The organism is Limimaricola cinnabarinus, assembly GCF_002723615.1.
Classification (GTDB): domain Bacteria; phylum Pseudomonadota; class Alphaproteobacteria; order Rhodobacterales; family Rhodobacteraceae; genus Limimaricola; species Limimaricola cinnabarinus_B.
In genome coordinates, this window is sequence record NZ_KZ304953.1 from 80888 (window position 1) to 102504 (window position 21617).

Genomic DNA, 21617 nt, shown 5'->3' on the forward strand with positions numbered 1-21617 from the left:
CGGCCCGGGATGATGCGCAAGGAGTGATGCGATGCGCTGGATATCATGGATCTTCTGGGGCGTGGTGCTGGCGCTGCTCGCCGCGCTGCTGCACTACAACCTGCCGCGCCGCGAGATCGTCCGGATCACCGGCGTCGAGATCAAGCTCGAGCGGATCGACCCGGATTCGGTGTTTTGGGCGGCTTCCGAGAACGACGCCGCCACCACCGGCCCGGTGGAGCGCGACGTGCGCTTCATCGACACGGTGCGCGCGGATGGCGATGTCATGGTGTTTCGCAACGAGGACACGGGCGGCGGCTGGCCGCCTTATTTCAAGTTCGACAGCGCCAACCTGCAGGCCGAGGCGCGCAGCCTCGTCTCCTCGGCCACGGCACCGCAATGGGTGGCGATGCGCTATTACGGCTGGCGGCTGCCATGGCTCTCGGTCTATCCCAACGCGCTGTCGGTCAAGCCGGTGGCCGGGCCCGAGGTGCGGCTGATCCCGTGGTTCAACATCGTGGTGCTGGTGCTTCTCGCGGCGCTGGTCTGGGGCGTGGGCGTGCGGCTGCGGCGCTGGTCGCGGCGCCATGTCTCGCCCTGGCTCGACCGGGGCGACCGGCGCGTCGCGATCTGGAGCGAAGCGATCCGCAACCGCCGCGCGGCGCGGGCCGAGCGCAAGGAGCCGCGCTAGCCGGGCTGCACCACGTCGCGCTGGCGCGCCCGGCGAAACCGCTGCGGGGTTTCGCCATGGGCCTGCCGGAACAGCTTGTGGAAATGCGACAGGTTCGGCACGCCGCATTCGGCCGCGATCTCCGACAGGCTGTCGGCGCTGCCGGTCAGCCTGCGGGCGGCGTAATCCATGCGCTGCGCGTTGATCCAGTCCGAGGGCGACATGTCGAGAAAGCGCCGCATCGAGCGGCTGACATGCGGATGCGCCTTGCCCGCGACACGCGCGAAGCCCGAGGCGCCGTCATGAAACACGTCGGGCGCGCGCGAGGCGGCGCAGGCCCGCGCGAGCCAGTCCGGCGCCTCGGCGGGCAGCGGCGCGGTTTCCTCGGTCAGCGCGCAGAGCAGCGGCAGCAGGAAGGCCTCGGCCCCCAGCGCGTCGCGCCGCCCGCGCTCGAGCCGCAGCGCCGCGCGGTTCAGCTCCGCCATCTGCCGGCTGTCGCGCCTCAGCCGCAGCGGCGCGGGCGCATCGGCCCAGAACAGCCGCCCCGCCAGCGCCGGATGCCGCGCCCCCAGATCGGCGATGAGCGCCGGGTGCAGGGTCACGGAGACCAGCAGCGCATCCGCGCCGCGCCCTTGCAGCCCGTGCAGGTGCTTCGGGCCTGCAAAGATCACGTCGCCCTCGACGAGATCCTCGCGCCCCTCGGGCAGGTGATGGCGCACCCGCCCGTTCTGCACCCAGGCCAGCTCGTAGAAGTCGTGGCCGTGCAGCGCGGGGCGGGCAGGGGTGAGCGCGGCGCGGGTCAGCGCGGCGCAAGCGCCGGGGGCGAGAATATCAGCATGCGAGAGGATCACGGGCGGGCGTTGCATGACGCTAGGGTAGCAGGGTTTTCTGCGGATGCGAGAGGCGGGGCGCGAGGGCCGGGTGACGCGGACGAATTTTCGCGCTAGGGCAGGGCGCATCTGCATGAGGAGCCCTGCCGATGACCGCTTTCGACCGCACTCTCAAGATCGCCCCCTCGATCCTCTCCGCCGATTTCGCGGATTTCGGCGCGGAGGTCCGCGCCATCGAGGCGCAGGGCGCCGACTGGGTCCATGTCGACGTGATGGACGGGCATTTCGTGCCCAACATCACCTTCGGCCCGCAGCTCGTCCGCGCGATCCGGCCGCATGTGAAGACGGTGATGGACGTGCATCTGATGATCGCGCCGGTCGATCCCTATATCGACGCCTTCGCCGATGCAGGCACCGACATCCTGACCGCCCATGTCGAGGCGGGGCCGCACATCCACCGCACGCTGCAGGCGATCCGCGCGGCGGGGATGAAGGCGGGCGTCGCGCTCAACCCCGGCACGCCCGCGGAGGCTGTGGCGCCGCTGCTCGACGACGTGGATCTCGTGCTGGCCATGACCGTGAACCCGGGCTTTGGCGGGCAGAAGTTCATCCATGCCACGCTCGACAAGATCGCTGCCCTGCGGGAGATGATCGGCGACCGGGAGATCCATCTCGAGGTGGATGGCGGCGTCGATACGAGCACCGCGCCGCTGGTGGCTAGGGCGGGGGCCGACGCGTTGGTCGCGGGCTCGGCGGTGTTTCGCGGCGGCTCGGTCGAAGCGGCGCAGGTCTACGGCGAAAACATCGCGGCGATCCGCGCCGCGGCGCAGGGCTGAGACCGCGCGCCATGCGTATTTGAGAAAAGATGAAAGGGAAGGGCGCGCCATCCCCTTCATCTTTCTTAGAAATACGCAAATCCCGGCCTCTCCGCTGGCGCAAGGCCGGGGGTGGAGCGCCGTCAGCTCCCCTCGCTCATCCGCCGGATCGCCTCGACCCCGCTTTCGCCCAGCGGCACCACCGCGAAGGGACCGCCGAGCGAGCGCTGCGCCCGGTCCGAGGGGTCGGGCGTCCTTTGCGGCGGCAGCAGCCGGTCGGCCCAATCCTCGGCATTGTCGCGTGGCCGGTAGCCGAGAAACGAGACCTTGTGATTCGAAACCGAGGCCCGGCTGTTGGCCGAGACGCCCCAGGCGACGGTGAAACCGGTGACCGGCGTGGTGATAGAGGCCTCGACCAGCCGCGCCAGATCGCCGTAGGAGAGCCATGTGTGCAGTGCCCGCGCGTTCTGCGGCTCGGGCGTGCAGGACATGATCCGCAGGCAGACCGCCTCCAGCCCCCGCTTCTCCCAGAACATCCCGGCCATGTCCTCGGCAAAGCATTTCGACAGGCCGTAGAAGCTGTCGGGCTTGTGAGCCACGTCCGTGTCATGGCCGGCCATCGTCTCCTGCAGGCCCACGGCATGGACCGAGGAGGCATAGACCACGCGGCGCGCGCCTGCGCGATGCGCCGCCTCCCAGACCGTGTAGGCGCCGATGTAGTTCGGGCCGAGCAGTTCCTCGAAGGGCCGCTCGTCGGGGATCGCGCCGAAATGCACGACCATCTCGGCCCCCTCCATCAGCGACTCGATCGCCGCGAGATCGGCGAGGTCGGCCTGCACGAAACGCTCGTTTCCCAGCAGCTCGGCCGGGGCTTCGGCGATGTCGGTGGACAAAAGCTCGCGGGCGAGCTTCGAGAGCGGCTCGCGCAGCTGCGAGCCGAGCGCGCCGCAGGCGCCGGTGAGGACGATCTTCTTCATGGATACTCCCTAGATCACCGCCGCCTCGGTCAACGGCGCCCCTTCGACGAGGCGCGCCACCGAGAGCGGCGAAAGGTCGAGGCTGCGCCAGCCTCCGTGGATGATGTGCTCGGCGATGCCGCGCCCCACCGCCGGGGCCTGCTGCAGCCCGTGGCCGGAAAAGCCGTTGGCAAAGAGCAGGTTGTCGCAGCCCGGATGCAGGCCCAGAAGCGCGTTCTGGTCGAGCGTGTTGTAGGCATAGTGGCCGACCCAGGAATTGCGCAGCCGGATGCGCTCGAATGCGGGAATGCGTTCGGCCAGGGCGGGCCAGACGCGCTCCTCCCAGATGGCGTGATCCATCTCGAAATCCTCCGCATCGCAGGGGCCGTCGGTCTCGGGCGGGCAGCCCGCCATGTAGAGCCCGCCATCGGTGCGGTAGTGGATGCCGCAGGGATCGACCGTCAGCGGCAGGCGGCGCGGCAGCTTGTCCTCGGCCTCGAAGATGAAGGTGTAGCGCTTGCGCGGCTCGACCGGCAGCACGATCCCGGCCATCGCCGCCACCGTGGCGGCGCGCGGCCCCGCGGCGTTGACGACATGGCCGCAGGCGACGCTGCTGCCGTCCGACAGCTCGACATGGGTCACGCGACCGCCCGCCATCCGCAGCCCCGTGGCCTCGGCGCGCGCCTCCTCGACCCCCATCTTGCGGGCGCGGCGGCGGAACTCCGAAAACATCGTGCCGCCGTCGAAGCAGCCCTCTTCGCCGGGGTTGTGGCTGCCGAGAATCACGTCGTCGAAGCGCATGAAGGGAAAGGCCGCGCGCAGCTGGCCGGACGAGAGCAGCTTCGTGCCCGCGCCCATGCGCGCCTGCAGCGCCTGCGCGGTGCGCAGCCGGTCGGCGGCGGGTTCGTCGCGGGCGAGGTAGAGATAGCCGAAATCGTCGAGATGAATCTCGGGCGCGTCCTCGCCCGCGAACTCGCGGAACGATCCTATGAACTCCAGCCCGAAGCGGCTGATCGCGACGTTGATCTTGGTGCCGAACTGCATGCGGATGCAGGAATTGGTGTGGCTGGTGGAGGCGAACTCGAAGGAGGGATCGCGCTCGATGACGAGGATGCTGCCATCGAAATCGCGATCGCGCGCGAGCCACCAGGCCACGGCGCTGCCGATCATCGCGCCGCCGATGATCACCACGTCGAATGAGGAGCGCTCGCCAGTCATACCGGAAGGCTAGGGGCTGGGGCGGCGCGGCGAAAGAGGCTTCCTGCAAGAAAAAAAGCGCTCCCGAAGGAGCGCTGAAGTCGGTTCGGGCGCGAGGTCCCGAAGGGGCAAGATGGTCAGACCGGTCGCAGGGCTGCGCCCCGGTCCGTGCGGTGCATCAGCACCGCGAGGTCGAGCGCCATGCCGGCGAGCCGGTTGCGCAAGGCACCGGGACGGGAATGGATGCGGCGCGGCAGGCTGACGAGCAGCGTTTCGCGGCGCACCGGCAGGGCGGGGTGGTAGCGGAAGGTCACGGTCACCATGGCCTCGACACCGCTCGAAAAACGATGCCGCCGGACCTGCGAGAACCGGCTCGAGACAAGCTCGACATTGCGCGAAAGCGCAGGGTTCCGCGACGGGGCGGAGGCGGCGTCGGAAGCCGAAAAAGCGTTTACCTGATGATACATGACGCCATCCCATGAGCTGGTCTGTGAGCTGGATAGTTGGTTCGATAAACTGATCAATCGCGAGAACATGATCCGTTTCGGGGCCGATTGTGGCGGGAATGAGGCAGGTCTGCGCCGCCTCATCGGAACCTCACGTCGTCATTATTTCGACCCAACGTAAAAAATATATGTGTCCTCTCAACAGGTTACTGGACCTATCCGAAAGAGGTGCCGTCGGGATTTGCCGCATGGGCCGGGGCCGAGCTGGGGCCGTGCGCGGCCCGCCATTCACCGCTCCCTCCGGCAGATGGGGGGCGTGGCTGTTCTAGATCGAGGGCGGCGCGCGGATCGCCCGCGCGCCTGCGTTCAATGCAGCCGCCGGCCGATCCCGGCGCGGCGCAGGCCGAGCCCCAGCGCCTGGGCCAGATGCGCGGCCTCCGCCACCGCATCGGGACGCAGGAAGGCCATGGCGAGCATCATCGCCTCCTCGCGCTCGGCCAGCGCACCGTGGCCGACGAGCCGCGCGAACCAGGCCTCGTCCGCGCCCAGGCAGGCGCATTGCGCGGCGTGGCGCATCAGCGGCCGCCGCCCGGTGGCACCGCATAGCCGCAACAGCGCATCGAGCGCGCGGCTGGCCGCGCGGGCGGGGCCGGGATCGAGATCGGGGGCGAGGCGCGCCTCGACCGCGCCCGGCCCGGCATCGCACCACAGCCTGAGCAGCCGCACGGCGCGCGCCTCCAGCGCACCGAGATCGTCGATATGGCCGACCGGCGCGCCACCAGGCGGCGCGCGGCGGGTGTCGTCCGTGGGGAAATCTTCGGGAAAGTCGCGGGGCATGGCGGGCCTCGATGGTCCTGAACGCATCCGGCTTGCGACGGGCGGGCCGTCGTGGCTGGCCTATTCCTGACAATAAATGTCGGAATAGTCAATCACCCCTTGAGCAGCCGCAGCCCCTGCGTCACGTCGGTCCGCACCGCGAGCCTGAGCCCCGGCTCGTCTCCCGCGCGGAGCGCGGCGAGGATGAGCTTGTGGTGATAGGGCGGCTCGGTGCGCCGCAGCCGCCCGTAGAGCGCGCGCATGGTGGGGCCGAGCTGCAGCCAGACGGTCTCGGTCATGGCGAGGATCGCGGGCGATTGGGCGCGCAGATAGAGCGTGCGGTGAAATTCGAGGTTCATGCGGATGTAGCCGGTCGCGTCATGCCGCGCGACCATCTGGCTGACCCCGGCATTGATCGCCTCCAGCCGGTCGATCAGCGCGAAATGCGCCCGCGGCAGGGCGCGCGAGGCAAGCTCGGGCTCCAGCATGGCGCGCAAGCTCGCCAGCTCCTCGATCCGCTCATTGGTGAGCGCGGGCGTGGCCACCCGGCCCGAGGAAGAGAGCGTGAGCGCGCCCTCGGCCACCAGCCGCCGCACCGCTTCGCGCGCGGGCGTCATGGAGACGCCGAACAGCTTGCCGATGCCGCGCAGGGTCAGCGATTCCCCGGGCTCCATCTCGCCATGCAGGATGCGCGTCCTGAGCGCGCGGTAGACCCGGTCATGCGCGGCGCCGGTCGGGTCGGGCAGGCGCGGGCTCGCATTGGCGGGGATCATGCGAGCGTCTCGGCGGGGGCGGGGGCGGGGGCGGGGGCAGGGACGGAGAACTCGATCCGCTGCAGGCTGTCGCCACGTGTCCGAAGCCAGTCGCGCGCGGCGCGGTGATCGGGGTAGAGCCGCACGCAGACGGCCCAGAAGGCGGCGGAGTGATTCATCTCGGCCAGGTGGGCGACCTCGTGTGCGGCGACGTAATCGCCGATCTCGGGCGGCGCCATGACGAGCCGCCACGACAGCATGATGTCGCCCCGCGCGCTGCACGAGCCCCAGCGCGAGCGCGTGTCGCGCAGGCTCAGCCGCCGCACCGGGCGGCCCAGCGCCGCGGCGTGGCGGTCCACCGCCGCCGAGAGCCGGTCGCGGGCGCGGTCCTTGAGAAAGGCCATGATGCGCGCGGGCGCGCGGGCCGCGTCGTCGGGCAGGAGCAGCGTATCGCCATCAAGCGTCGCGCGGCGCACGGGGCCGGGGCGCAGCGCGATCTCGCGGCCCAGATAGGGCAGGCTGCCGCCAAGCCGCACCGGCCGCGCGGGGGCCACCTGTTCGAGATGCCCGCGCACCCAGGCCTCGCGCGCCTGCAGGAAGGCCAGCGCCTCGGTCTCGGGCGTGCGGCGCGGCAGGGTCAGCGTCACCCGGCCGTCGCGATGCGACACGCGCAGCGTGATCCGCCGCGCCCGGTCCGAACGGCGCAGCGCCACCGTCAGGGGCGGATCGCCCGGCAGCACATGTTCTCCCATCACCCGGTCGCTCCCTTCGGCCAAAGCCTTTGACACCTCTGCGCGCTTATGGCAGGGGAGCGCGATCCGCCGCAAGGCCGAGGCGCTTTTCGCGCCCGGGCCGGCGCGCCCGCCGATCATCGCCGCACGGAACTGGAAGGACAGCCCATGCCGAAGGAAGAATGGGGAACCAAGCGCATCTGCCCGACCACGGGCAAGCGCTTCTACGACCTGAACGCCAACCCGATCATCAGCCCCTACACGGGCGAGGTCGTCACGCTCGACACCGGCAAGCACCGCACCATGGTCGCGGATGCCGAGGATGCGCAGAGCAAGAAGGCCAAGAAATCCTCGGAGGATGACGAGGAGCTGCTGCTCGACGACAGCGACGACGAGGATGACGACAACGTCGATCTGGGCGACGACGTGCTCGACGATGACGACGATGACAGCAACGAGGTCTCCCTCGACGAGCTGGCCGATGTCCCGGCCGAAGACGACGAATAAGAAAATCGGCCCGGGCGTGTGTTTTCCGCTTGCACCCGCCCGGCCCCACCCTTAGAGAGCGGCACACGGGCAGCGACGCTGACCGACACGGCGGAAACGCCGGACATGATGGGGCCTTAGCTCAGCTGGGAGAGCGCCTGCATGGCATGCAGGAGGTCAGGGGTTCGATCCCCCTAGGCTCCACCATCACCCTCCTGTCATAGATCTCGGACCTGCTCCGAACCCCGGTCTGCCCGGCATCTCGCATGGATATGCGGGGTCTGCCTAACCGGAGCTCATCGCCTTGCCCTCTGCTACGGCATGCAAGCTGCATCCGGCCCAGACTCGCAATGCGTTGCCAAAAATCAGCACGAGTTGTGAAAGATCATGGGTTTGTTGCCTGGGGTTGTGCGCGCCCTTACCCATGGCATGCAAACAACCGAGGGTCTTTAGATGGCTAGACACGACACGAAGCAGACATTCGAGGCAATACCCGCCGAAAGCAGTGTCGTGCACCGGATCCACCTCGAAGCCGGGATCAGCTATAACTGGATCAGGGGCGACGTGACCACGGGTCGCAACGCGGACCCCAGGGTGCAGGTCCTCGACAGCATCACCGGAATCGCATCCTACAACAGGTCCGCCGTGCTCTCCGGGTCTTGGCAGCAATCCACCGGCGGCGCGTTCGATGTGCGGATCGATACGACGAGCACCCAGGTCAAATATGGTTACGGATACAGGCTGACGCTGGACCGCAGCGATTTCGTGCGCGGGGACACCCATACCAAGGCCAAGATCTTCGACGGCGGCAGGGTCGAAGGGCGGCTCGACAACAAGAGCGATGCCGACATGTATGCCCTCAAGGTGGAGGAGGGGCGCACCTACAGCTTCGTGCTCGATACCGATCTCGACGACCCGATCGGTCAGACCCAGTGGGGCATCCGGGATTCGTCGGGCAGCTGGATTCGGATGAATGACAAATACGACCCGAGCGAGTTCAGCTACGAGGCCGACGCCGACCAGAAGATCTTCCTTTCTGTGGAAGTGCCCTCGGGGTATCCGGTCGATCCGATTGGCGATTTCAGGCTTTCGGTCACCTCGGATGCCGAAAACATCACCGGCACCCGCAAGGGCGATGAACTGTACGGCTCCGAGATCGACAACTACATCCAGGGCTATAATGGCCGCGACACGATCCATGCCGGCGGCGGCGACGATCGGGTGGTCGGTGGCCGTGGCAAGGACGTGCTGCATGGCGGCGAGGGCGAGGATACGCTGGTGCATGTCGGGCGCCACGGCGTTGTCGTCAACATGGACAAGGGCGTCTCGCGCACCAAGGGCCTGGGCGATCGCGACAGGTTCGATGGCTTCGAGAATGTCGAGGGCACGCGCGGCAAGGACAAGCTGATCGGCTCGGCCGAGGACAACATGCTCTCCGGTGGCCGGGGCCGGGACGTGATCAAGGGGCAGGGCGGCAACGATGTCATCGATGGCGGCCGCGGCAAGGACAAGCTGACCGGCGGTCTCGGCGGCGACGAGTTCGTCTTCGACGCCAGGTTCGGCAAGGATGTCATCAAGGACTTCAATGTCGACGTCGATCACATCACCTTCCGGCACCACGCGGAAGGCAAGATCGAATTGACGGATCGCAGGGGCGACACCGTGATCGATTTCGGCGGCCGTGACAGCGTCAAGATCCTCGACGTGTCCTCCGACGATCTCGAGGACGCATTGTTCTTCGGCTGAGATCCGCCATGGCCGGGCTTCGGCCCGGCGCCGCGAAGACCCCCGCCACATGACGACGGCCGCCCCGAGGGGCGGCCGTTTTCGATCGGGGCGGGGGGAGAGGGGGTCAGGCGTGGATCGCGCCGTCGCCCAGCGCCAGCGCCGCCTCGCGCACGGCTTCCGAATAGGTCGGATGGGCGTGGCAGGTGCGGGCCAGATCCTCGGCCGCGGCGCCGAACTCCATCGCCACGCAGACCTCGTGGATGAGGTCGCCCGCCATCGGGCCGATGATATGCGCGCCGAGGATGCGATCGGTCTCCTTGTCGGCGAGGATCTTCACGAAGCCCTCGGCCGAATGGTTGGCCTTGGCGCGCGCATTGCCCAGGAAGGGGAACTTGCCGACGCGGTAGCCGCGGCCCTCTTCCTTGAGCTGCTCCTCGGTCTTGCCGACGGTCGCCACCTCGGGGTGGGTGTAGACCACGCCCGGGATCACCTCGTAGTTCACATGGCCCTTCTGTCCGGCGAGGATCTCGGCGATCGCCACGCCCTCATCCTCGGCCTTGTGCGCCAGCATCAGCCCCGGCACCGCGTCACCGATGGCATAGACGCCGTCGACGCTGGTCTTGAAGTGGTCGTCGATCCTGATCTGGCCGCGCTCGGTCATCTCGACGCCGAGCTCTTCGAGGCCGAGTCCCTCGACGTAAGGTTTCCGCCCCGTGGCCACGAGCACGGTGTCGACGGTGAGGCTCTCCTCGCTGTCATCCTTGCGGCTCTTCCAGGTGACCTTGGCCTTGTCGCCCTCGACCGTCACGCCCTGCACCGCCGCGCCGAGCACGAATTTCAGCCCCTGCTTGGTCAGGATCTTCTGGAAGTTGCGGGCGACCTCGGCATCCATGCCGGGCGTGATCGCGTCGAGATATTCGACCACGGTCACTTCCGCGCCCAGACGGCGATAGACCGAGCCCAGCTCCAGCCCGATCACGCCCGCGCCGATCACCACCATCTTCTCGGGGATCTTCTTGAGCTCCAGCGCGCCGGTGGAATCGACGACGATCTCGTTGTCGACCTCGACATTCGGGATCGAGGAGGGGACGCTGCCGCTCGCGATCACGATGTTCTTGGCCTCGTGCGTCTCCTCGCCGACCTTGACCTTGCCCGCCTCGGGGATCGAGCCCCAGCCCTTGAGCCAGTCAATCTTGTTCTTCTTGAACAGGAACTCGATGCCGCCGGTGTTCTGACCGATGCTGTCGTTCTTGTAGGAGAGCATCTGCTGCCAATCGACGGTCGGCGTCTCGGCCTTCAGCCCCATCTTGGCAAAGTTGTGCTCGGCCTCGTGCAGCGCGTGGGTGGCGTGCAACAGCGCCTTGGAGGGGATGCAGCCGACATTGAGGCAGGTGCCGCCCAGCGTCTCGCGCCCCTCGACCACCGCGGTCTTGAGGCCGAGCTGGGCCGCCTTGATGGCGCAGACATAGCCGCCGGGGCCGGAGCCGATGACGATGAGATCGTAGGATGCCATGGAGTGTCTCCTGTGGGTGTCAGACGAGGGCCAGGCCGATCATGCCGATGGTGGCGAGAAACCCCACCAGCCAGATCAGCGAGCGCCAAGGGCGCAGCCCGAAGAAATAGGCGGGCACGTAGACGATGCGCGCGCCCAGATAGGTCCAGGCCAGAAGGCCCGACAGACCGGTGGTCTTGTCGCCGAGGATCAGCACGACGACCGCGAGGGTGAAGAGGATCAGCCCCTCGAAATGGTTGTTGAGCGCCCTGTAGAGCCGCCCTGTCCGCACGCTCGCCTGTTCCTCGAGCGGGCGGCCGAGCCGCTGCGGATCGCGCGGGGAGAGCGTCTTGCCGAAGCCGAGCTCCATGTTGGCGCGCAGCGACAGCCAGCCGAACTGCGCGCCCTGCAGCAGCCCCGCATAGGCCAGCGCCTGCAATTCGGGCGCCATCAGCGCGGGCCCCGGCTCAGAGGGCGGCGATGTAGAGATAGAGCGTGGCGAGAAAGCCCAAGGCCCAGACGCCGGTGCGCAGCCAGGGGATGCCCGCCGGGTAGATCACCGCATAGGCCGCCCGTGCGAGCAGGAAGAGCTGTGCCGCCATAAGCGTGCCGCCCCCCGTGGCCTCGCGCAGCACGAGGATCAGCACCGCGGGCGCGAAGAGCGCCATGGCCACGACCGAATTGGACAGGCAGCGCTCCATCCGCCCGGCCATGCCGGTCAGCCGGGGCATGTCGTCGCGCGGGCGCGCCAGCATGGGCAGGCCGACCTGCGCCCATGCCGTCAGCACCTGCACCACGAGAATGATCAGAACGAGCAGCCCGTAAAGCGCCAGAATCCCGAGTTCGCCGGACATGATGAGCCTCCCACGACCGATACATCCCCGACGAGCATAGCACGATCGGGCGCATTTCGCGTATCGGGGCGGGAAGGGGCATCAGGCGGTCTCTAGGAAGGTGCAGGTCATGGCGCCGCCAAAGCCCTGCTCCTTGGCGATCCAGCCTTCGGCGCGCTTGCGGTCGTTGACGTCGAACAGCACCAGCACGGTCGAGCCGTGATCGGCGTCGCGCCAGATCTGCAGCTGGCTGAGGCCCGCCTGCATCCGCGTCTCGTAATCATCGTCGAAGGCGGTCTTCCACGAGGCGTAGTCGGGGGTGTCGATCTGGCAGAGCATCTGCATGGCGCGCGCCTTTCTTGAACAACGGGGCCGGGCTCAACGCCCGGCCCCGCGCGGAGTTCAGAGGTCCATCAGCAGGCGGCGCGGGTCTTCCAGCGCCTCCTTGACGCGCACGAGGAAGGTCACCGCGCCCTTGCCGTCGACGATGCGGTGATCATAGCTCAGCGCCAGATACATCATCGGCCGGATCTCGACCTTGCCGTTGATCGCCATCGGGCGTTCCTGGATCTTGTGCATCCCGAGGATGCCCGACTGCGGCGGGTTGAGGATCGGCGAGGACATCAGCGAGCCGTAGACGCCGCCATTCGAGATGGTGAAGGAGCCGCCCTGCATGTCGGCCATGCCGAGCTTGCCGTCGCGCGCCTTCACGCCCATCTCGGCGATCGACTTCTCGATCTCGGCAAAGCCCATGCTGTCGGCGTTGCGGATCACCGGCACGACGAGGCCGCTCGGCGTGCCGACGGCGACGCCCATGTGGACGTAGTTCTTGTAGACCACGTGATCGCCGTCGATCTCGGCGTTGACGTCCGGCACCTCCTTCAGAGCATGCACGCAGGCCTTGGTGAAGAAGGACATGAAGCCGAGCTTCACGCCGTGCTTCTTCTCGAACAGCGCCTTGTACTCGTTGCGCAGTTCCATCACCGCGGTCATGTCCACCTCGTTGTAGGTGGTCAGCATCGCGGCGGTGTTCTGCGCCTCCTTGAGGCGGCGGGCGATGGTCTGGCGCAGGCGGGTCATCTTGACCCGCTCCTCGCGGTCGGCATCATCCGATGAGACGGGGCCACGGGCGGCGGGCTTGGAGGTCTCGGCCTTCTTCGGCGCGTTGAGCGCCTTCAGCACGTCCTCCTTCATGACCCGGCCATCCTTGCCGGTGCCCTTGACGTCGCCTTCCTTGAGGTCGTTCTCGGCCATCAGCTTCTTGGCCGAGGGCGCGTCCTCGGTGTCGCCTTTCGCCTCGCCCTTTTCGGCGGGCTCGCCCTCGGGCTCACCGGAGACATTGGTGGCCTCCTGCTGCTCCTTGGGACCGTCTTCCTTCGGAGCCTCGGGCTCGGCCTTCTCGGGCGCGTCGCCCTCGGAGACCTGCGCCAGCAGCGCGTCGACGCCGACGGTGTCGCCTTCATTGGCGACGATCTCCGACAGCGTGCCGGCGACGGGAGAGGGGACCTCCACCGTCACCTTGTCGGTTTCGAGCTCGCACAGCATCTCGTCCACCGCGACGGCATCGCCGGGCTTCTTGAACCAGGTGGCGACGGTCGCTTCCGAGACGCTCTCGCCGAGGGTGGGGACGCGGACTTCGGTGCTCATTCTCAGTTTCCTTCGATGCTCAGCGCTTCGTTCACCAGCGCTTCCTGTTGGGCCTTGTGCTGGCTGGCGAGGCCGGTCGCGGGCGAGGCGCTCGCGTGGCGGCCGACGTAACGGGGCCGCTTGTGCGCGGCGTCGATCCGGCTCAGCACCCATTCGATATTGGGCTCGATGAAGCTCCAGGCGCCCTGGTTCTTGGGCTCCTCCTGGCACCAGACCATCTCCGCCCCCTTGAACCGCTCAAGCTCCTTGACGAGCGACAGCGCCGGGAAGGGATAGAACTGCTCGATCCGCATCAGGTAGACGTCGTCGAGCCCGCGCGCGTCGCGCTCTTCCAAGAGGTCGTAATAGACCTTGCCCGAGCACATGACGACGCGCTTGATCTCTGCATCCGGCTTCAGCTCGGTGTCCGAATGGCCCTTCTCGGCATCGTCCCACAGCACGCGGTGGAAGGAGGAGCCGGTGGTGAAGTCCTCGGCATCCGAGATCGCCATCTTGTGGCGCAGGAGCGACTTGGGCGTCATCAGCACCAGAGGCTTGCGGAAGGTGCGGTGCAGCTGCCGGCGCAGGATGTGGAAGTAGTTCGCCGGCGTCGAGCAGTTGGCCACGATCCAGTTGTCGCCGCCGCACATCTGCAGGAAGCGCTCGAGCCGGGCCGAGCTATGCTCGGGGCCCTGGCCCTCATAGCCATGCGGCAGCAGCATCACGAGGCCCGACATGCGCAGCCACTTGGATTCGCCCGAGGAGATGAACTGGTCGAACATGATCTGCGCGCCATTGGCGAAATCGCCGAACTGCGCCTCCCACATCACCAGCGCGTTGGGCTCGGCCAGGGTGTAGCCGTATTCGAAGCCCAGCACCGCGTATTCCGAAAGCATCGAGTCGATGGCCTCGAACCGGGCCTGCCCCTCGCGGATGTGGTTGAGCGGGTAGTAGCGGTCCTCGTTCTCCTGGTTGATGAAGGCCGAGTGGCGCTGCGAGAAGGTGCCGCGGGTGCTGTCCTGCCCCGAGAGGCGAACCGGGTAGCCCTCGGTCAGAAGCGAGCCGAAGGCGATCGCCTCGGCCGTGGCCCAGTCGAAGCCGCGGCCGCTCTCGAACATCTTGCCCTTGGCGTCGAGCAGGCGGCTGACGGTGCGGTGCAGCGGGAAGCCCTCGGGCGCGCGGGTGATGGCGCGGCCGATCTCGGTCATGGTCTTCTCGTCGATCGCCGTCTGGCCGCGCTGGTAGCTTTCGTGGTCGCGCCGGTCGAGATGGCTCCAGCGCCCGTCGAGCCAGTCGGCCTTGTTCGGGCGGTAGGATTTCCCGGCCTCGAACTCGTCGCCGAGCATGGCCTGGAACTGGGTCTTCATGTCCTCGATCTCGCCCTCGGGGATCAGCCCGTCCTTGACGAGCCGCTCGGTGTAGAGCGTGAGCGTGGTCTTCTGGTTCTTGATCTTCTTGTACATCACCGGGTTGGTGAACATGGGCTCGTCGCCCTCGTTGTGACCGAAGCGGCGGTAGCAGAAGATGTCGATCACCACGTCCTTGTGGAACTTCTGCCGGAACTCGGTCGCCACCTTGGCGGCGTGCACCACCGCCTCGGGGTCGTCGCCGTTGACGTGGAAGATCGGCGCCTCGACCATCAGCGCGATGTCGGTGGGGTAGGGCGAGGAGCGCGAGAAATGCGGCGCGGTGGTGAAGCCGATCTGGTTGTTCACCACGATATGCATGGTGCCGCCGGTGCGGTGCCCGGTCAGGCCCGACAGGCCGAAGCCCTCGGCCACGACGCCCTGGCCCGCGAAGGCCGCGTCGCCATGCAGCAGGATCGGCAGCACCTGGGTGCGCTCGGTATCGCCGAGCTGGCTCTGCTTGGCGCGCACCTTGCCGAGCACGACCGGGTTCACCGCCTCGAGATGCGAGGGGTTCGCGGTCAGCGACAGGTGCACCTTGTTGCCGTCGAACTCGCGGTCGGACGAGGCGCCGAGATGGTATTTCACGTCGCCCGAACCGTCGACCTCCTCGGGCTTGAAGCTGCCGCCCTGGAACTCGTGGAAGATCGCGCGGTAGGGCTTCTGCATGACATTGGCGAGCACCGAGAGGCGGCCGCGATGCGGCATGCCGATCACGATGTCCTTCACCCCGAGGCTGCCGCCGCGCTTGATGATCTGCTCCATCGCCGGGATCAGCGCCTCGCCGCCATCGAGGCCGAAGCGCTTGGTGCCCATGTATTTCACATGCAGGAACTTCTCGAAGCCCTCGGCCTCGACCAGCTTGTTGAGGATGGCGCGGCGGCCTTCCTCGGTGAACTTCACCTCCTTGCCATAGCCCTCGATCCGCTCCTTGAGCCAGGCCGACTGCTCGGGGTCCGAGATGTGCATGTATTGCAGCGCGAAGGTGCCGCAATAGGTGCGCTTCACCAGAGCGAGGATCTCGTTCATCGAGGCGATCTCGAGCCCGAGCACGTTGTCGATGAAGATCGGGCGATCCATGTCGGCCTTGGTGAAGCCGTAATTCGCGGGGTCGAGTTCGGGATGCGCGGTTTCCTCGCGCAGGCCCAGCGGGTCGAGATCGGCGGCGAGATGGCCGCGGATGCGGTAGGCGCGGATGATCATCAGCGCGCGGATGCTGTCGAGCACGGCGGCGCGCAGCTGTTCCTGGCTCAGCCCCACGCCCTTTTCGGCGGCCTTGGCGACGATCTTGTCGCGCGCGCCCTTGGCCTCGGCGGGGGCGGCCCACTGGCCGTCGAGCGCGGCGGTCAGGTCGTCATTGGGCTGCATCGGCCAGTCGGCGCGCGCCCAGGAGGGGCCGGCCGCTTCGGCACGGGCGTCCGAGCCGGTGTCGCCGAGGCTGCGGAAGAACTCCTGCCACGCCTCGTCGACGCTCGAGGGATTCTCGGCATAGCGCGCGTGAAGCTGCTCGATATAGTCGGCGTTCGTGCCTTGCAGGAAGCTGGAGGCGTGGAACACGTCGTTGGGGCTTTGATCGGTCATGGCAGGATCCTCGATCCTCGGGGCAATAACTCTGGATGCGCCGGCCCAGATAGGGCGCGCGGCGCGGATGTCAGGGGCGGGGGCCCGAAGGTCCCCGCCCAAACCGGTTTCAGCCGATGGCCTTCTTGACCGCTTCGCCCAGCGTGGCGGGGCTGTCGGCGACCACGATCCCGGCGGATTTCATCGCCTCGATCTTGCTCTCCGCGTCGCCCTTGCCGCCCGACACGATGGCGCCGGCATGGCCCATGCGGCGGCCCGGAGGCGCGGTGCGCCCGGCGATGAAGCCGGCGGTGGGCTTCCAGCGGCCCTTCTTGCGCTGCTCGGCGAGGAACTCGGCGGCCTCTTCCTCGGCGGTGCCGCCGATCTCGCCGATCATGATGATCGACTGGGTCTCGTCGTCGTCGAGGAACATGTCGAGGATGTCGATATGCTCGGAACCCTTGATCGGGTCGCCGCCGATGCCGACGGCCGTCGACTGGCCGAGGCCCATGTCGGAGGTCTGCTTGACCGCCTCATAGGTCAGCGTGCCCGAGCGGGACACGACGCCCACCGAGCCGCGCTTGTGGATGTGGCCGGGCATGATGCCGATCTTGCAGGCGTCCGGCGTGATGACACCGGGGCAGTTCGGCCCGATCAGCCGGGTCCTGGAGTTCTCCAGCGCCCGCTTGACCTTCATCATGTCGAGCACCGGGATGCCCTCGGTGATGCAGATCACCAGCTCCATCTCGGCGTCGATCGCCTCCATGATGCTGTCGGCGGCAAACGGCGGCGGCACGTAGATGACCGACGCATTGGCCTCGGTCCTGGCCTTGGCCTCGTGCACGCTGTCGAACACGGGCAGGTCGAGATGCGTCTGGCCGCCCTTGCCCGGCGTGACGCCGCCGACCATCTTGGTGCCGTAGGCGATCGCCTGCTCGGTGTGGAAGGTGCCCTGGCTGCCGGTCAGGCCCTGGCAGATGACCTTGGTGTTTTCGTCGACGAGAATCGCCATTGCTGTTATCCCTTCACCGCTTTGACGATCTTCTCGGCGGCGTCGGACAGGTTGTCCGCCGCGATCACGTCGAGACCGGAATTGTTGATGATCTCCTTGCCCTGATCGACATTCGTCCCTTCGAGACGCACGACCAGCGGCACCTGCAGACCGACTTCCTTGACGGCCGCGATCACGCCCTCGGCGATGACGTCGCAGCGCATGATGCCGCCGAAGATGTTGACGAGGATGCCTTTGACGTTCTCGTCCGAGGTGATGATCTTGAACGCCTCGGTCACCTTCTCCTTGGTCGCGCCGCCGCCCACGTCGAGGAAGTTGGCGGGCTCGGCACCCTTGAGCTTGATGATGTCCATCGTCGCCATGGCGAGGCCCGCGCCGTTGACCATGCAGCCGATCTCGCCGTCGAGCGCGATGTAGTTCAGGTCATACTTGGAGGCGGCCAGCTCCTTGCTGTCCTCCTCGGTCTCGTCGCGCAGCGCGGCGATGTCGTCATGGCGGTAGATCGCGTTGCCGTCGAAGCCCATCTTGGCGTCGAGGCATTTCAGATCGCCCTTGTCGGTGACGATCAGCGGGTTGATCTCCAGCATCTCCATGTCCTTCTCGAGGAAGAGACGGTAGAGCGTGTCCATCAGCTTGACGCACTGTTTCACCTGCTGGCCTTTCAGCCCCAGCGAAAAGGCAATGCGGCGGCCGTGATAGGGCTGGTAGCCGGTGGCCGGATCGACGGAGAAGGACAGGATCTTCTCGGGCGTCTTCTCGGCGACCTCCTCGATGTCCATGCCGCCCTCGGTCGAGCAGACGAAGGAGACGCGGGAGGTGGCGCGGTCGACCAGCAGCGCGAGGTAGAGCTCGGTCTCGATCTCCGAGCCGTCCTCGATGTAGATGCGGTTGACCTGCTTGCCCGCCGGGCCGGTCTGATGCGTGACCAGCGTGCGGCCGAGCATCTTCTTGGCCTCTTCGGCGGCTTCCTCGACCGATTTGGCAAGGCGGACGCCGCCCTTTTCGCCGGCATCGGCTTCCTTGAAGCTGCCCTTGCCGCGGCCGCCCGCGTGGATCTGCGCCTTCACGACCCAAAGCGGGCCGTCGAGCTCGCCCGCCGCGGTCTTCGCCTCTTCCGCACGCATCACCGGACGCCCGTCGGAAACGGGCGCGCCGTAGCTGCGCAGAAGGGCCTTGGCCTGATATTCGTGGATGTTCATGGACCGGTCCTCGGTTGCCGTGATTTGGCCCTTTGAACCATACCGCGCGCCACAGAAGAACCGGTTTGTGCCGCCGACACCCGAAAAACCCACCGTTGTGATCACGCGAAAAATTCATGTGATCACAATAGGCGCGGGCCGGGCAGTCGGGGAGGAGCGCTTTGGGGAAAGGGGCGTGTGCCTGCGCGAATCCCGGCCTCGGCCCCCCTTGCTCGGCGGGCCTGACAGCGGTCAGGCGCTCTTGAGCCGGTTCAGCCGCCTGCGCAGTCCCTTCTTGATCTGCTTGCCCTTGCTGACCACCGCCTTGCCGGCGGTGGGCTTCTTTTTCGCGGGCATGCGCGGCAGGCCGATGGGCTGGTCCTTCAAGGACCAGTCGCGGGTCAGCAGGCGGCGGGCATGGCGGTAGATCTTCGGCTCCACGCATTCCTTGAGATCGAAGGGCTGGGTCGGATCGCCCGGCTCCATCTTGTCGAGCCGCATCAGGTGCAGAATTCGCGGCGCGCCCATCTTCGGCTCCCGCCGGTCGAGCGCGGGGACATGCATCATGTTGTATTCGACCGGCAGCGCCACGAAGCGCAGATCCGATTCATAGAGCATGCGGCGGAAGGTCGGCTGGTCGAGATTGGCCTCCGAATCCCGCACCGCATCTTCCCAGCGCTGCAGGAAATCGGTCAGGGCCGGGGTGCGGCGCAAGGCCAGCACGCCGGTATTGATCACCGGAAAGCTGCGCGGCACGTCGGCATCGGCATAGCCCATGCCGCGCCGGCGCACATTGCCGTGGCAGCCCGCGAATTCGAAGCGGTCGAGAATGTCGAACAGCTCCCAGACCGGGGCGAGAAAGATGAGATCGGCATCGAGCATGACCGTCCGCTCGAAGCGCGACCGCCGCATCGCCTCCATCTTGGGGCGGTGCCAGACATGCTCGACCTTGTGGATCTGGTCGAACACCGGATCGTCGATGTCCTGGTCGGTGAAGAGATCGACCTGCGCTTCCGGCATCACCATGCGCAGATTGCGCGCCGCGCGCTGCGCCATGATGGTGTAGCGCGGGCTTGTCGCGGCAAAGACGAAACCGCGATCGGAGGGCGCGGCGGCGGGCTGAGAAGTCATGTCGAGGTCCTGGAATGAGGGGCTCAGATGGCGCGGCGCTTGAGATTGCCGAGAAATGTCCGCCAGCCGGTCTTGCGCGGGGTCGGCTTGACCGGATCGCCGCCGGTGACCGGAACGTAGTGCGACAATGTCTGATCGCCATCGAGCATTTCCGCAAGCTTCTTGATCTGCGGCGGCGCGAGGATCTCGCCCAGCTGGAAGGGCCGGGTCGGGTCGCCCGCCTCCCGCTGGTGCAGCTTGGGCTCGTGCAGCAGGCGCGGCGCGGTGAAGCCGGTGCCATTGAGCATGAAGGGCCTGAAGAACATCACGTTGTATTCGTCGGGCAGGATGTGAAGCCGCAGCGTGCCTTCGTAGAGCAGCACCCGCAGGGAGGGCTGGTCGAATTTCTGGGTGCCGTCATGCACCATGCGGTGCCAGTCGGCGAGAAGGGCGTCGGTCCGGGCCGACCGCCGGACCGCCATCACGCCGCTGTTCATCTGCGGAAAGGCGGGCGGCACCGGATGACCGGGCAGCTGTTCGCGGTTGCGGCGGTCGTTGCGGCGCTGGCTGGGAACGAGCGCGAGGTCGAAGCGATCGAGGATGTCGAAGACGTCGTCGATCGGTGCGAGCACCGCGATATCGGCATCGAGATAGATCGTCCGCTCGAAGCGCGACCGCTGCATCGCCTCGATCTTGGGGCGGCGCGAGGCATGTTCGAGCAGATGCACCCGGTCGAAGATCTCGTCGTCGATCTCGGCATCGGTGAACAGGTCGACCTGGCAGCGCGGCATGGCCTGCTTGAGATTGCGCGCCGCGCGGCGCGCAAGCGTGACATAGTCGTGGCCGGTGGCGGCGAAGACGAAGCCGCGATCTGGCGTGGAAGCGGTCATGGCGGCGCGGCTCCTTGGCGGAGCGGCCCGAAGGCGGGCCGCTCCCTTTGGCTCAGGATCAGGCGAGGCTCTGATCGATGCCCTTGCAGGCATCCACGAGGCCCTTCACCGCATCGACCGACTTGTCGAACATCGCCTGTTCGTCGCGGTTCATCTTGATGTCGATGACGCGCTCGACGCCGCCGGCGCCGATCACGGTCGGCACGCCGACATACATGCCGTTGAGGCCGAGCGCCCCGTCGACATAGGCCGCGCAGGGCAGGACGCGCTTCTGGTCCTTGAGATAGGCCTCGGCCATCTCGATCGCCGAGGTGGCGGGCGCGTAGAAGGCCGAGCCGGTCTTGAGCAGGCCGACGATCTCGGCGCCGCCGTCACGGGTGCGCTGGATGATCGCGTCGAGCTTTTCCTGCGTGGTCCAGCCCATCTGCACCAGGTCGGGCAGCGGGATGCCGCCGACGGTGGAGTAGCGCGCCAGCGGCACCATGGTGTCGCCATGCCCGCCCAGAACGAAGGCGGTGACGTCACGCATCGAGACGTCGAATTCGAGGCTGAGGAAGTGGCGGAAGCGGGCGCTGTCGAGCACGCCGGCCATGCCGCAGACCTTTTCATGCGGCAGGCCCGAGAACTCGCGCAGGGCCCAGACCATCGCGTCGAGCGGGTTGGTGATGCAGATGACAAAGGCGTTCGGCGCGTGCTTGGCGATGCCTTCGCCCACCGACTTCATGACCTTGAGGTTGATGCCCAGAAGGTCGTCGCGGCTCATGCCGGGCTTGCGCGGCACACCGGCGGTGACGATGCACACGTCGGCGCCGGCGATGTCGGCATAGTCGTTGGTGCCCTTGAGGGTCGCGTCGAAGCCCTCGGCCGGACCGGATTCGGCGATGTCGAGCGCCTTGCCCTGAGGGGTGCCTTCGGCAATGTCGAACAGCACGACATCGCCGAGTTCCTTGATCGCGGCGAGATGGGCAAGCGTGCCGCCGATCTGACCGGCGCCGATGAGGGCGATCTTGGGTCTGGCCATGAATGGCTCCTGTCGAGAATGTGTTTGCGAGGCTTTGCTAAGCCGTGCCCGACCCTGTTGCAAGCCTGAGGCGGCCCGCAGCG

The 21617-nt window shown here is 67.2% G+C and carries 22 protein-coding genes and 1 tRNA gene; 5 read left to right on the forward strand and 18 right to left on the reverse strand.

What is annotated here, in order from left to right:
• Positions 1 to 31 precede the first annotated feature (31 nt).
• On the forward strand, positions 32 to 670 hold the full coding sequence (locus CJ301_RS04985; protein WP_099274903.1) for a DUF1523 family protein: 639 nt from the start codon (positions 32 to 34) through the stop codon (positions 668 to 670).
• Here CJ301_RS04985 and CJ301_RS04990 read toward each other — a convergent pair.
• Entirely contained in the window at positions 667 to 1515 is an 849-nt protein-coding gene (locus CJ301_RS04990; RefSeq protein ID WP_099274905.1) for a helix-turn-helix domain-containing protein, read from the reverse strand. The two genes, CJ301_RS04985 and CJ301_RS04990, sit on opposite strands and share 4 nt — an antisense overlap.
• A gap of 113 nt (positions 1516 to 1628) precedes the next feature.
• Between CJ301_RS04990 and rpe the strand changes: the two genes are divergently transcribed.
• Positions 1629 to 2315, forward strand: coding sequence for a ribulose-phosphate 3-epimerase (rpe, locus tag CJ301_RS04995; RefSeq protein WP_099274907.1), 687 nt, complete (start codon positions 1629 to 1631; stop codon positions 2313 to 2315).
• Positions 2316 to 2437: 122 nt separating this feature from the next.
• Here rpe and CJ301_RS05000 read toward each other — a convergent pair whose 3' ends face one another.
• From CJ301_RS05000 to CJ301_RS05025, 6 genes are all read right to left on the reverse strand, one after another.
• Positions 2438 to 3271 carry an NAD-dependent epimerase/dehydratase family protein gene (locus tag CJ301_RS05000; protein ID WP_099274909.1) on the reverse strand — a complete coding sequence of 278 codons (834 nt, stop codon included), beginning with the start codon at positions 3269 to 3271 and terminating at the stop codon, positions 2438 to 2440.
• Between the two features lie 9 nt (positions 3272 to 3280).
• Positions 3281 to 4468 (reverse strand): NAD(P)/FAD-dependent oxidoreductase, encoded by a 1188-nt coding sequence (locus tag CJ301_RS05005; RefSeq protein ID WP_099274911.1) that lies wholly within the window; start codon positions 4466 to 4468, stop codon positions 3281 to 3283.
• A 116-nt stretch (positions 4469 to 4584) separates the two neighbouring features.
• The gene (locus tag CJ301_RS05010; RefSeq protein ID WP_162620420.1) at positions 4585 to 4983 is read right to left on the reverse strand and encodes a hypothetical protein; all 399 of its coding nucleotides are present in this window, start codon (positions 4981 to 4983) and stop codon (positions 4585 to 4587) included.
• 276 nt (positions 4984 to 5259) lie between these two features.
• Positions 5260 to 5730, reverse strand: coding sequence for a hypothetical protein (locus CJ301_RS05015; RefSeq protein WP_099274915.1), 471 nt, complete (start codon positions 5728 to 5730; stop codon positions 5260 to 5262).
• A 92-nt stretch (positions 5731 to 5822) separates the two neighbouring features.
• The gene (locus tag CJ301_RS05020) at positions 5823 to 6482 is read right to left on the reverse strand and encodes a GntR family transcriptional regulator (protein WP_099274917.1); all 660 of its coding nucleotides are present in this window, start codon (positions 6480 to 6482) and stop codon (positions 5823 to 5825) included.
• Positions 6479 to 7213, reverse strand: coding sequence for a M48 family metallopeptidase (locus CJ301_RS05025; RefSeq protein ID WP_099275222.1), 735 nt, complete (start codon positions 7211 to 7213; stop codon positions 6479 to 6481). The genes CJ301_RS05020 and CJ301_RS05025 overlap by 4 nt, the downstream gene beginning before the upstream one ends.
• 147 nt (positions 7214 to 7360) lie before the next feature.
• Between CJ301_RS05025 and CJ301_RS05030 the strand changes: the two genes are divergently transcribed.
• The 3 genes from CJ301_RS05030 to CJ301_RS05040 all read left to right on the forward strand — a co-directional run bounded on the left by CJ301_RS05030 (position 7361) and on the right by CJ301_RS05040 (position 9424).
• Positions 7361 to 7699, forward strand: a complete 339-nt coding sequence (locus CJ301_RS05030; protein WP_099274919.1) for a TIGR02300 family protein — start codon at positions 7361 to 7363, stop codon at positions 7697 to 7699.
• 110 nt (positions 7700 to 7809) lie between these two features.
• Positions 7810 to 7885, forward strand: a tRNA-Ala gene (locus CJ301_RS05035).
• Positions 7886 to 8131: 246 nt separating this feature from the next.
• Complete coding sequence (locus CJ301_RS05040) at positions 8132 to 9424, forward strand: calcium-binding protein (protein ID WP_110522077.1); 1293 nt, start codon at positions 8132 to 8134, stop codon at positions 9422 to 9424.
• A gap of 106 nt (positions 9425 to 9530) precedes the next feature.
• Here the strand turns inward: CJ301_RS05040 and lpdA are convergent, their stop codons facing one another.
• The 11 genes from lpdA to mdh all read right to left on the reverse strand — a co-directional run bounded on the left by lpdA (position 9531) and on the right by mdh (position 21534).
• On the reverse strand, positions 9531 to 10919 hold the full coding sequence (gene lpdA / locus CJ301_RS05045; RefSeq protein WP_099274923.1) for a dihydrolipoyl dehydrogenase: 1389 nt from the start codon (positions 10917 to 10919) through the stop codon (positions 9531 to 9533).
• Between the two features lie 19 nt (positions 10920 to 10938).
• Positions 10939 to 11349 (reverse strand): MAPEG family protein, encoded by a 411-nt coding sequence (locus CJ301_RS05050; protein ID WP_099274925.1) that lies wholly within the window; start codon positions 11347 to 11349, stop codon positions 10939 to 10941.
• Between the two features lie 16 nt (positions 11350 to 11365).
• A complete protein-coding gene (locus CJ301_RS05055; RefSeq protein ID WP_099274927.1) occupies positions 11366 to 11752 on the reverse strand; it encodes an MAPEG family protein in 387 nt (128 codons plus the stop codon).
• 81 nt (positions 11753 to 11833) lie between these two features.
• On the reverse strand, positions 11834 to 12076 hold the full coding sequence (locus CJ301_RS05060) for a hypothetical protein (RefSeq protein WP_099274929.1): 243 nt from the start codon (positions 12074 to 12076) through the stop codon (positions 11834 to 11836).
• A 57-nt stretch (positions 12077 to 12133) separates the two neighbouring features.
• Positions 12134 to 13378 carry a 2-oxoglutarate dehydrogenase complex dihydrolipoyllysine-residue succinyltransferase gene (odhB, locus tag CJ301_RS05065; RefSeq protein WP_099274931.1) on the reverse strand — a complete coding sequence of 415 codons (1245 nt, stop codon included), beginning with the start codon at positions 13376 to 13378 and terminating at the stop codon, positions 12134 to 12136.
• Between the two features lie 2 nt (positions 13379 to 13380).
• Positions 13381 to 16344 carry a 2-oxoglutarate dehydrogenase E1 component gene (locus CJ301_RS05070; protein ID WP_099274932.1) on the reverse strand — a complete coding sequence of 988 codons (2964 nt, stop codon included), beginning with the start codon at positions 16342 to 16344 and terminating at the stop codon, positions 13381 to 13383.
• Positions 16345 to 16453: 109 nt separating this feature from the next.
• Positions 16454 to 17335: a succinate--CoA ligase subunit alpha gene (gene sucD, locus CJ301_RS05075; RefSeq protein WP_099274933.1), complete on the reverse strand. Its 882-nt coding sequence runs from the start codon at positions 17333 to 17335 to the stop codon at positions 16454 to 16456.
• Between the two features lie 5 nt (positions 17336 to 17340).
• The gene (sucC, locus tag CJ301_RS05080; protein WP_099274935.1) at positions 17341 to 18534 is read right to left on the reverse strand and encodes an ADP-forming succinate--CoA ligase subunit beta; all 1194 of its coding nucleotides are present in this window, start codon (positions 18532 to 18534) and stop codon (positions 17341 to 17343) included.
• 231 nt (positions 18535 to 18765) lie between these two features.
• Positions 18766 to 19644 carry a putative nucleotide-diphospho-sugar transferase gene (locus CJ301_RS05085; RefSeq protein ID WP_099274937.1) on the reverse strand — a complete coding sequence of 293 codons (879 nt, stop codon included), beginning with the start codon at positions 19642 to 19644 and terminating at the stop codon, positions 18766 to 18768.
• 23 nt (positions 19645 to 19667) lie between these two features.
• Complete coding sequence (locus tag CJ301_RS05090) at positions 19668 to 20513, reverse strand: putative nucleotide-diphospho-sugar transferase (protein WP_099274940.1); 846 nt, start codon at positions 20511 to 20513, stop codon at positions 19668 to 19670.
• A gap of 58 nt (positions 20514 to 20571) precedes the next feature.
• Positions 20572 to 21534, reverse strand: coding sequence for a malate dehydrogenase (gene mdh, locus CJ301_RS05095; protein ID WP_099274942.1), 963 nt, complete (start codon positions 21532 to 21534; stop codon positions 20572 to 20574).
• Positions 21535 to 21617: the final 83 nt, after the last annotated feature.